Source organism: Paenibacillus sp. FW104-T2, assembly GCF_058789975.1.
The window spans coordinates 147735-159586 of the sequence record NZ_JBYTCE010000002.1 but is presented as its reverse complement, the minus strand read 5'-3'; the positions used below and the strand labels follow the sequence as shown (position 1 = coordinate 159586).

Sequence of the window (11852 nt, the reverse complement as noted above, 5' to 3'; positions counted from 1 at the left end):
TTACAACCCCTTGTTGAGATAAAGTCCGAGCGCAGCCAAAATAGCACCAACTGCCCAAAAAGTAATAACAACCCGCCATTCCGACCATCCGCTTAATTCAAAGTGGTGGTGAATAGGACTCATTTTGAATACACGCTTGCCCCGGGTCTTGAACGATACCACTTGAATAATAACGGATAGAATCTCGATGACGAACACACCACCAATGATTACAAAAAGAAGCTCCGTCTTCGTAACAATGGCAACGGCACCAATGGCACCACCAATACCTAGTGAGCCCGTGTCTCCCATAAACACTTTGGCCGGATGCGCATTGTATACAAGAAAACCAAGCACAGCACCAATCATGGCTGCTGCACATACCGCTGCCGGCATAGACGTCGCTTGCATCGCTACAATTGCAAATGCCCCAAACGCAATAGCACTGATTCCGGACAGCAAACCATCCAGTCCATCCGTAAAGTTAACGGCATTGGTGATCGCAAGCATCATGAACACGACAAACGGATAATAGAACCATCCCGTCCAGTCGAAGGAGACGGATGTTCCGGGAATCGAAATGGCTGTACTGTGCCCATTCTGAATGAGCAGGAAACACATCACGGCACTGAAAAACAGCTGTCCCAGCATTTTTTGTCTGGCGGTCAGTCCCAGAGAACGTTTGAATACAATCTTGATATAGTCATCCAGGAAGCCGATCAGGCCAAAACCGAGCGTAGCCACGAGCAGCACATAGAAATCCGTATTTTTGACTGCTGAAAACTTCAAAAAGGCTAATGTAAAAGCAAGCAGGATCACAACCCCGCCCATCGTCGGCGTCCCGCTCTTTTTCAGATGGCTCTGCGGCCCGTCTTCCCGAACCTGCTGTCCGAATTTCATTCGGCGAAGTAATGGTATCAATAGCGGTGCAGCAATCACCGCCAAAATAAATGAAACGCCGATTGTTAACAGTAATACCTGAAAATCCATGGGTTCACCCCTCTAGTCTACTCAATTCTGTAATGATGCTATTTTTAGTGATTCGACCACGTCCTCCAGCTTCATGCCCCGGGAGGCCTTGAACAAAACGACGTCTCTGGGATGCAATCTTTCCAGCAGGTAACGGGTCATCTCTTCCTTGTTTTCAAATGCATGCACGGCTTCTGCCGGCATGTGCAGTTTTGCACCCTCAGCTATATTCACCGATAACGGTCCATAGGTTAGCACCATGTCCATTTTCCCAGGCGTAATATACTCTCCGATACCACGGTGAAGCTCCTCTTCCTGAGGTCCAAGTTCCAACATGTCTCCAAGTACGGCTACTCGAGAGCGATAACCTTTGAGTCCATCCAACACATCAATAGCTGCTTTCATCGACGTTGGACTTGCATTGTAGGCATCATTAAGCATCGTCAGTCCGCTGACTCCTTGAATAACCTCAATACGCATGCCCGTCAGTTTCAAGCTGGATAACCCGGAAGCAATATGTTCGGCTGTTACACCAAAGTGACGTGCAACTGCTAGTGCAGCCAGACAGTTAACGACATTGTGTGTACCTAGCAGAGGAAGCGTAAGTGCTTGTTCCCCCAACTGTTTTGTCGTGAAAACAACACCGTTCTGCGCATTCATGAGTCCTGTCGGGTAATCATCATTGTCTGTCTGAAGTCCAAATGTAAATCGTTTCATTCCCTCGGGCTGCTTCGTTTCCACTTCAGCCAGAACCTGCTTAATCAACGGCTCGTCTCCGTTATAAATTAACAGGCCACCTGGTTTCATGCCTGCAGCAATTTCGGCTTTTGCTCTGGCAATCTCCAGCCTGGAGCCAAGCTGCAGCAGATGGGATTCACCAATATTCGTAATGATGGCGATATCCGGCTGAGCAATCAAAGACAACGCCTCAATTTCTCTGCGGCCGCTCATGCCCATTTCCAGAATCACAATCTCGGTATCTTGTTCCATGCTTAGCACCGTAAGCGGGAGTCCGATATGATTGTTGAAGTTTCCCTGCGTCTTATGCACCTTAAATTTGGTAGAGAGAATGGCATCCACAATGTCCTTGGTTGTTGTTTTGCCATTGCTGCCGGTAATACCCACCACGGAAGTTTGGCTCTCGGCCAGATAAGTAGATGCAAGCCCCTGCAGGGCTGCCAGCGTGTCTTCAACGACGATGACTGCTCCTCCCTGCGGGGGAACACCATGGTCATTCTGCCATAACGCCCCTGAGGCTCCCTTTTCTAAACAAGCTTGCACAAATTCGTGTCCGTCAAATCTCTCACCGACAAGCGGGATAAACAAACTGCCTTCTACTGGCTTGCGTGAATCCGTAAATACACCTTCAACGCGGATGTCACCGTAAGCAGTGTAGTCGTTTAGTGTTCCTCCGCACATTTCGGCCAATTGCGCTAATGTTCTTTTTATCAATTGGATTTGCCCCTTATCGCCTCTTTGGCTATGATCCGATCATCGAAATCCGTTTTGGTTGTTCCGATAATTTGATAGGTCTCATGACCCTTGCCCGCAATCAATACTACATCGGCTGGGCTTGCCATTTCAATAGCTTCATGTATTGCCTGACGACGATCTACGACCATGAGATAACGATCAGATGGTACGCCTTCTTCTACCAGACCTACTTCAATATCTTTGAGAATCAGATCCGGATCCTCTGTGCGTGGATTGTCAGAAGTTACAAAAACAATGTCACTATACTTCGCTGCAATTTTCCCCATTAATGGACGTTTGGTCCGATCCCGGTCTCCCCCACATCCAAATACACAGATGACTCGCTCTTCAGCAAACTCTTTTACCGTTCGCAATACGTTTTCCAAGCCGTCCGGTGTATGAGCGTAGTCCACAATAACAGCAAATGACTGACCTTCGTCTACGGCTTCAACACGTCCATCCACACCAGGAACCGTCTCAAGACTGCGTTTAATCTCTTCCAAGGGTACTCCTTCAACAAGTGCAGCAGAGATAGCTGCCATGGCGTTATATACGTTGAATTTCCCTACCATGCGCAAGTTAATGTCTGTACTGCCTGCGAATGTCTCCACATGGAAAGACGTGCCCTGCGATGTAATCGAGATGTTGGATGCCCGTACATCAGCATTATCTTCCATGCCATATGTAATGACTTCAGCTGCAGTCACTGATTTGAAATAATTGGCCGACGGATCGTCAGCGTTAATGACCGCAAATTTGCGACGGGAGACGTCTTCTGCAAACTCGTTGCCAAGTCTTGCAAAGAACAGGCCTTTTGCTGAGCGGTACTCTTCCATGGAATTATGATAGTCCAGATGATCTTGAGTCAAGTTGGTGAATACCGCAGTACGGAAATTGGTTCCTTTTACACGTCCCTGCTCCAGCGCATGTGAGGAGACCTCCATTACGCAGCAGTCCGTCCCCGCTTGAACCATATCATACAGACTGCGCTGCAGATCGAGTGCTTCTGGTGTAGTTCCCGACATTGGATAGGTCCGCCCGTCGTAACGCATTTGAATGGTACCAATCAAACCTGTCTTCTGTCCATGATCACTCATGATCTTTTCAATCAGATAGGTGGTGGTTGTCTTTCCGTTCGTTCCCGTTACACCAATCATATTCATCTTATGGCTTGGTGAGTCAAAGAAAGAGTCTGCAAGGACTGCCATTGCAAAACGACTGTCTTTGACCAGCAGCTGCGGTACAGGTAGTTCCAGTTGTCGTTCCACGACCAGTGCTACCGCTCCGGCATTCACTGCTTTTTCCGCATAATCATGTCCATCTACCGTATGCCCCGGAAGACAGATAAACAGATCTCCCGGTTGAACCTGGCGGGAATCTGTCTGTAAGTTTTGGCACTCTGTATTAGGCTCGCCAATCAGGCGTGCAGTTGTCAGCTTCGATGCAAATTGTTTTAAAAGCACATGAATAACCTCACTTCTCCAAGTTTACTTCTGCTCAAGGCATTTCTTTTTATTAATATCGTCCATATAGCCATTTAATGAAACGCAACTTTTTGAATTTTGTTGCGCTAGGACTTGGAGCCGGTTAAGGCTCCTGTCCTGCTTCCCCTGTATGATCGTGTGCTTCTTTCAGCACATCACTCATATAGATTCGTATGGTAGAGCCCTGCTCCACCCTTGCTCCTGGCTTCGGAGCCTGGTTAATTACGTACTTCCCGCTGCCGGACTTTGCCAGCATAAAGTTCATGTTGAGATCTTCATACAGATCTTCTACCGTTGCACCTGTGAGATCGGGAACCGTAACAATTTTGGTTTCGCCATACTTGTATTCTTTTGCAACCTGATCCTTGCGCACAGGAACATTCATATAGTGCAGCGAGTCTTCAAGAATATTCTGTACAATCGGAGCTGCAACGACACCCCCGAACTGAATCCCTTTTGGATTATCGACAGCCGTGTACACTACGATCTGTGGATCATCTGCCGGAGCAAAGCCAATAAAGGATACAATATGCTCGGTAGAGGAATAACGTCCGTTAATAACCTTCTGGGCTGTACCTGTTTTGCCTCCTACCCGATATCCGTCGATGAAGGCCGGTCTTCCTGTGCCTTTTGCAACAACACTTTCCAAAGCCTCACGAACCTGCTTGGATGTGTCTTCCGAAATGACCTGCCGCACAAGTTCCGGCTTGACTTCTTCCATCACTTCACCCGTTTCGGGATGAACCCACGCTTTGGTTACATAAGGTTTGTAGAGCTTGCCTCCATTGATGGCAGCCGAGACGGCCGCCACTTGCTGAATAGGTGTAACCGAAACGCCTTGCCCAAAGGCTGTTGTCGCAAGCTCCACAGGACCCACACGAGACAGCTTGAACAAGATACCACTTGCCTCGCCGCTCAGATCAATACCTGTTTTGGTCCCAAATCCAAAGTCTTTGATGTAAGAAAACAACGACTCTTTACCTAGCTTTTGACCTAGAGCGACAAACCCGGGATTGCAGGAGTTTTCCACGACTTGCAGGAAGGTTTGACTCCCATGGCCGCCTTTTTTCCAGCAGCGCAGCCGGGCACCTCCAACCTCAACATATCCTGGATCAAAGAACTGATCCTGCTGCAGATTCACCTTCTTCTCTTCCAATGCTGCCGCCAAAGTAATGATTTTAAAAGTTGAACCCGGTTCGTATGTCATCCATATCGGTAAATTCCGGTTATAGATTTCAGACGGATACTGCTGGTAATCCGCTGGTTCATACCCTGGTCTGCTGGCCATGCCGAGGACTTCACCCGTCTTCGGGTTCATGGCGATAGCCAGAGCGGAGTTTGCCTGGAATTTGACCATGGCCTGATCCAGTTCCCTTTCCATAATGGATTGGATCGATTTGTCGATCGTCAGCTCCAGGTTAAGACCATCTCTTGGTTCCACATACTTCTCAGATGAGCCCGGCATAAGCCTTCCGGCCGCATCGGACAAGTAGGACACACTGCCATTTAAACCGGTCAACTTCTCATCATACCTTTTTTCCACCCCAGTCAATCCCTGGTTATCAATCCCCGTAAAACCAAGAATGTGAGCGGCCAGATCATCATAAGGATAGAATCGTTTATTATCCTCTGCAACAACGATACCCGGAAGCTTCAAATCACGAATGCGCTGAGCTTTCTCCATCGTAATTTTGCGGCCGCCGGGTTGTAGTCGTACAATCAGTTCTCTTTTCTTGATGGTTGCCAGCACTTTCTCTTCAGTCATTCCAAGTAAAGGGGCTAGTGCCTTCGCTGTAGTTTCCGCTTCCTTCACTTGAGCCGGAATCGCCATAATCGTCGGTGTAGTTACATTATAGGCAAGAGAGGTACCATTGCGATCCAGGATCTCTCCCCGTTTGGCTGAGTATGGAATGTTCCGCCGCCAGGACTCCTCCGCTTTCGCAGACAATTCCGGGCCTTTCCCGAGTTGTACATAAGCAAGCCTGATCACCAGGGCCGAAAATAACAATACCAAAATGAGCAAACTCCATAACAGCCTGCGCCGTAAATTTACACTTGAACCCTTCACGAAAAGATCCCCCCACTCGTCCCAAAATCATGACCTCGTTCATTCATGAATATTCGGGACAACCGGGGGTTAGAACAAGCTATAAATTCAATGGTTATGGGAGGACCGGATCAATCGCGGCACCAGAAGACGAGTCCGTCTCATTGGTTGGAGCCTCGGTTCCATCCGAGTTCCCCGTTTCTTCTGTCTTGCTGGACTCTTCTGCTGTCCCCTCTTCCTCCAATGCAACATCTGAAGACTCAGGATCTTCATCCGCTATGCCGGTTACTGCGGCCTTGGCAGTCTGCAATGTGAGCTGTATGGTCCGCTGTTCCCCGGAGACCTGCTCCTTTTGACTCACGACATAACCCTCACCCTTGACAATCACTCCCACTTTCATGAGTGAAAGAACTTCCATGGCATCCCGAAGCGATTCGCCTGTGAGATCAGGAACTTTCATACTGCTGCTGTCTTCCGTAAGCAGATAGATTCTCTGACCTGGGTTCATAAATTCGCCTGCCGCAGGGTACTGACGAATAACACTCTCGCCCTTCCCTAGGGTCTCGTAAGCAATTCCTGCGTTCAGAAGGTGGCTTCTAGCCTGTTTGGCTGTTTTCCCAGTCAAGTCAGGAGTCTTCGTCTGAACGATGGTAGCTGCCTTTTTGTCCGAGGTCTTTGTTGTATCTTTCGGAACACCCATATATTGCAGAGTTTGACTGACAATCTTTTTGAATACAGGAGCAGCTGCAGCCCCACCACCAATGTTGGTTCCACTCGGTTGGTCAATGACGACCAGCATCGCAATTTTTGGATTGTTTACAGGAGCAAATCCGATAAACGAAACGACGTCTTTGGTTTTACTATATTCCCCGTTCACCCATTTTCTTGCTGTACCCGTTTTACCGGCCACCCGGTATCCTTCTATATAGGCGTTACGCCCAGTACCGATCTGCTGGTCTGCTACAACTTGTTCCAAATAGCCACTTACCAGTTTTGCAGATTCCTTGGAGATGACCTGACGAACCTCTTTTGGTTTGGTCACTTCAGTTGTTCCGTCATTTGGATTGATGATTTCCTTCACCAGATGTGGAACCATCAGTTTCCCGCCGTTGGCAATGGCTGAGATGGCAGCCACCTGCTGAATCGGGGTTACTTGAACCAAACCGTGACCATAGGCTGCTGTTGCAATTTCGGACTTATAAACCAATGGTTTGATCGGTGAAGCAGACTCGCTCGGCAGATCAATTCCCGTTTTTTGGCCGAATCCGAATTCGTCTATGTAATGACGCAGACGTTCGCCGCCAAGCATGTTGTAACCGAGATTAACAAAGGCAACGTTACTTGAACGTTTGACGCCTTCGAGATAGGAAATCTGACCATAAGCGTGGCCATTATCACTAATCGAAAATCCCCCAATGTTGATCCGTTTGGACTCAAACGTCGCGTTTGGATCAAACAGCTTCTCTTCTACAGCACCAGCCAATGTAACAATCTTAAATGTTGAGCCTGGTTCGTAGATGGACTGTGTCGCATGGTTAATGAAATCTTTTTGGTCCGGGGTTTCCCAGTACGTATTGGGATTAAAATTCGGCCAGTTCGCCATGCCCAATATTTCCATCGTGTTTGGATCTGCTGCAATGACGGTCATACTGAGCGGATTATACTGAGCAACTGCTTCCTTAATGGCATCTTCAATGTAAAATTGAATGGTATCATCAATCGTCAGCTTCAGGTTATTTCCGTTTTGTGGTGGAAGATAGTTATCCTGAGAATCAGGAAGCTTGATGCCTTTGGCATCCTTTTGGTAGTTCAGGTAACCATCAGTGCCCGTCAGTTCTTCATCATACGAAACTTCAAGCCCGTTTACAGCTTTACCGTCACGACTCATGTAACCCAGAAGATGCGATGCAAGCGTCTCTTCGGGGTAAAACCGCTTCGATTCCTGTGCCATTACGATGGCGTTCTGAGCCTTGTACTCTTCCTTCAGTTCTTCCCTCAGCGCAGTTACTTTAGCTGCCAATTCCGGGCTGATTTTATAACCCTCACTTCGCACCTCGCGCTGTTTGTAAAATTTCCCTTTTTTATCTTTGGCAGTCACCAAAGCACGCATTTCACTTTCATTCTTGCCAAGTATTGCAGACAGTTTTGTCGTGACAACATCTTCAATCCCAAGTTCATTGATCATCTCGGGATTGACCGATACCGTATATGCTGGCGCATCTGTTGCCAGAATGTTGCCGTTCCGATCCGTAATAGACCCTCGGCTTGCCTTAATCGTCTGCTCACGTTCCACCAGCTCGGAGGCATATCCTTGCCAGGTACTGCTATTTACAACTTGAATAAAAAAGATTCGGGTTATCAGTACAAGAAAAAAGAGGGTAATACATCCCCCTATAAGCAGCGTGCGCATCTTTATTCTTTTTACCATCGGTACACCTCTTTACTTACTTGCTGTATCCGAAGACGACTCTGTATCCTGTGAGCTCGTTACACCTGTTGAACGAGGCACGATTATAACGTCTTTGCCGGACGCTTCTACATAGCCAAGTTTGCGTGCATTTTCAATAACCAAATTGTTCAGTCTTTCCTTTTCAACCTGCAGGTCTGCGATGGTTTTCTCCGCTTCTCTCGTCTCGGACAACGTAGACTGAGCCTGCTTGTTCAGATCATAGATATGAGCATAACGCCACATCAGTGCACCACCGATAACGATACAGACGATCAATGTCATCAGGTACAAGAATTTCTCTCGTGCAGGAAGACCCGTACGACGAGTCACCACTTTGGTGGTTTCCTTGTACCGCTGCTGCGTCACACGTTCTTGGGTTGCTTTTTCTTTCACTGCAAGGTTACCACGTGTATATGCCATACAAAGACTCTCTCCTTCGCTCTTGGTTTACAGTTTCTCGGCTACGCGCAGTTTAGCTGAACGTGCACGGGAGTTCTCGGCCAGTTCCGTATCCGTCGGAATCAGCGGTTTTCTGTTGACTAAACGCAGTACACCTTTACCGCCGCACACGCATAACGGAAAGTCAGGCGGGCACGTACACTTCTCCAGATAACTGCTGAATATTTGCTTGCAAATCCGATCCTCAAGCGAGTGAAAGGTAATAACAGATACACGTCCACCTGGTGCAAGACACCGAACCGCCTGATGCAATGCTTCCTCAAACGCACCCAGCTCATCATTCACTGCAATCCGCAAAGCCTGAAAACTGCGCTTCGCCGGATGTCCACCTGTACGGCGAGCAGCAGCCGGGATGCCTTCCTTAATCAATTCCACTAGCTCTCCTGTGGACTCGATAACAGCCTGGCTTCGTTTTTCCACAATGACGCGGGCAATTCTTCTTGAAAACTTTTCTTCACCATAACGATATAAAATTCGGGCAATCTCCTCTTCAGGCCATTCGTTGACAATCTCTTTGGCTGTCAGAAATGCATCCTGATCCATCCTCATGTCCAGCGGAGCATCGTGATTGTAACTAAATCCACGTTCTCCTTCATCGAATTGAGGCGATGACACACCCAAATCGTACAAAATGCCATCCACCTGTGGCACGCCGTCCTTCATTGGGACATCCAGTTCTTTCAGAACCTGCTCCAGATCACGGAAATTCGTTTTCACAAGCGTGATGCGATCTCCATAGGAAGCAAGCTTCTCGCGTGCATTATCCAATGCCCAATCATCCTGATCCAGTGCGATAAGCCTTCCCCCTGGACCGAGCTTGGAAGCAATGACGGAACTATGTCCTCCTCCACCTAAAGTGCAGTCCACGTATATACCGTCCTGCTTGATGTTTAATCCCTCTGTTGCCTCTTCTTTGAGTACGGTTATGTGGTGAAACAACCTGCACCCCTCCTGACTTTATAGATCAAAATTAAAATCGACTAGCTTTTCGGCAATGTCGTTGAATGCTTCCTCGGATTGATTGAAATAACTCTCCCATATGCCTTTGCTCCAGATCTCCACCCGGTTCGACACGCCAAGAACAACACAATCCTTGTCCAATTTGGCATATTCCCGTAAATTGCCCGGTAAATTTACCCTACCCTGTTTGTCCAATTCACATTCGGTAGCACCCGAGAAAAAAAAGCGGGTAAACGCACGTGCATCCGACTTCATCAAGGGCAGTGCTTTGAGCTTCTGTTCCATGACCCCCCACTCCTCCATAGGGTACACGAAAAGACATTGGTCCAAACCCCGTGTGACAACGAAAGACGGTCCCAGAGATTCGCGGAATTTGGCCGGAATAATAACCCGACCTTTGTCATCAATGCTATGTTGGAACTCCCCCATAAACATTGGCCCACTCACTCCTCACCCGTTTCTCCCACTTTGCCCCACTTTCCACCACCTAAGCATAATAGATTCGCACTAAAAAATCAAAACCCTTCTTGCTTACTTCATTTTTTTCAATTTGCTTCATAAGAAAAACGCCTTTGATCCTCTTGCTCAGGATCAAAGGCGTTTCCCCGGTACCGGTTATTCTACTTACAATCGCTAATGAGCCATATCATCAATACACTATTCTAAACCCTTTGAATCAGTTCATCAGCTTGTAATTATTGGGTTTCCTTAAAACTTCCAGCTATCCAAATATTTCTCCTGTTCTGCTGACAACGAATCAATAGAGATATTCAAGCTTTCCAGTTTGTAGCTGGCAACTTGCTGGTCAATTTCATAAGGTACGTTAACAACAGTTTTACCCAATGCAGCGTAATTCTCGCTAACATAACGCAATCCCAAAGCCTGCAATGCAAACGTCGTGTCCATAATCTCAGCAGGGTGGCCATCAGCTGCACCCAGATTCACGAGACGGCCTTCTGCAAGAAGGTACATTTTACGTCCATCTTTGAAACGATACTCTTCAATATTGCGACGCACAGTGCGGATGGACTCTGAACGTTTGGCAAGCTCAGGTTTATTCACTTCCACATCGAAATGCCCTGCATTGCTCAAAATTGCTCCGTCTTTCATCACGTCATAATGTTCCCCTGTGATCACATCTTTGTTGCCGGTAACAGCGATGAAGAAATCGCCCAATTTGGCTGCTTCCACCATCGTCATGACTCGGAAACCGTCCATATGCGCTTCAACCGCTTTGATTGGATCGATTTCAGTTACAATGACATTGGCGCCCAGACCTTTGGCACGCATCGCCACACCTTTACCACACCAGCCGTATCCTGCTACAACCACATTTTTCCCAGCTACCACCAGGTTGGTTGTTCGGATAATGCCATCAAAGGCTGATTGGCCTGTGCCATAACGATTGTCGAACAGGTATTTGCAATAAGCGTCATTAACCGCAACCATCGGGAACTGCAGTTGTCCTTCTTTCGCCAAAGCTTTCAGACGGATAATACCGGTTGTCGTTTCCTCTGCGCCCCCACGAATCGTTGCCGCAAGGTCAGGACGTTCGGAAGCGATAATGGTTGCAAAGTCGCCGCCGTCATCAATAATCAGGTCGGGTTTAACTTCCAATGCACGAAGCTGGAGCTGCTTGAACTCTTCTGGCCCCGGATTGTATTTGGCATACACTGTAACACCATCTTCTACAAGAGCCGCACATACATCATCCTGAGTTGACAGCGGGTTACTGTGTGTAATGGTCACTTCTGCGCCGCCAGCCTGAATGACTTTTGCCAGGTAAGCTGTTTTGGCTTCAAGGTGAAGGCAAATGGCAACCTTTAATCCTTTGAAAGGAAGATCCTGCTCAAATTGGCGACGAATGCGGTTCAATACAGGCATATGCGCTTCAACCCAGTCAATTTTCAAGTGTCCTTCTGAAGCGAGTCCCATATCTTTAACAATACTGTTTTGCAGTGCAGGTGTAGTCATGCCCATCCTCCTCGTTTATCTGTGTTTCTTCTATTATAAAGGTCTGCTGAACCACACA

The 11852-nt window shown here is 47.7% G+C and carries 9 protein-coding genes; all 9 read right to left on the bottom strand.

All coding sequences use genetic code 11. The features are described from left to right. The 9 genes from mraY to AC3WQ3_RS03425 all read right to left on the bottom strand — a co-directional run bounded on the left by mraY (nt 1) and on the right by AC3WQ3_RS03425 (nt 11794). On the bottom strand, nt 1-969 hold the full coding sequence (mraY, locus tag AC3WQ3_RS03465) for a phospho-N-acetylmuramoyl-pentapeptide-transferase (RefSeq protein WP_095289967.1): 969 nt from the start codon (nt 967-969) through the stop codon (nt 1-3). Between the two features lie 21 nt (nt 970-990). Beyond that, nucleotides 991-2397 carry a UDP-N-acetylmuramoyl-tripeptide--D-alanyl-D-alanine ligase gene (locus tag AC3WQ3_RS03460; protein ID WP_492471570.1) on the bottom strand — a complete coding sequence of 469 codons (1407 nt, stop codon included), beginning with the start codon at nt 2395-2397 and terminating at the stop codon, nt 991-993. After that, nucleotides 2397-3884, bottom strand: coding sequence for a UDP-N-acetylmuramoyl-L-alanyl-D-glutamate--2,6-diaminopimelate ligase (locus AC3WQ3_RS03455; RefSeq protein ID WP_492471463.1), 1488 nt, complete (start codon nt 3882-3884; stop codon nt 2397-2399). The genes AC3WQ3_RS03460 and AC3WQ3_RS03455 overlap by 1 nt, the downstream gene beginning before the upstream one ends. A gap of 124 nt (nt 3885-4008) precedes the next feature. Then, complete coding sequence (locus tag AC3WQ3_RS03450) at nt 4009-5973, bottom strand: stage V sporulation protein D (protein ID WP_154895149.1); 1965 nt, start codon at nt 5971-5973, stop codon at nt 4009-4011. Between the two features lie 94 nt (nt 5974-6067). Further along, the gene (locus AC3WQ3_RS03445; protein WP_492471462.1) at nt 6068-8380 is read right to left on the bottom strand and encodes a penicillin-binding transpeptidase domain-containing protein; all 2313 of its coding nucleotides are present in this window, start codon (nt 8378-8380) and stop codon (nt 6068-6070) included. 12 nt (nt 8381-8392) lie between these two features. Further along, nucleotides 8393-8821 carry a hypothetical protein gene (locus AC3WQ3_RS03440; RefSeq protein WP_154895146.1) on the bottom strand — a complete coding sequence of 143 codons (429 nt, stop codon included), beginning with the start codon at nt 8819-8821 and terminating at the stop codon, nt 8393-8395. Between the two features lie 27 nt (nt 8822-8848). Then, on the bottom strand, nt 8849-9799 hold the full coding sequence (gene rsmH, locus AC3WQ3_RS03435) for a 16S rRNA (cytosine(1402)-N(4))-methyltransferase RsmH (protein WP_492471461.1): 951 nt from the start codon (nt 9797-9799) through the stop codon (nt 8849-8851). 18 nt (nt 9800-9817) lie between these two features. Next, a complete protein-coding gene (gene mraZ, locus AC3WQ3_RS03430; RefSeq protein WP_017687291.1) occupies nt 9818-10255 on the bottom strand; it encodes a division/cell wall cluster transcriptional repressor MraZ in 438 nt (145 codons plus the stop codon). Nucleotides 10256-10528: 273 nt separating this feature from the next. Continuing rightward, entirely contained in the window at nt 10529-11794 is a 1266-nt protein-coding gene (locus AC3WQ3_RS03425) for an adenosylhomocysteinase (RefSeq protein ID WP_095289956.1), read from the bottom strand. Between the last annotated feature and the right edge of the window lie 58 nt (nt 11795-11852).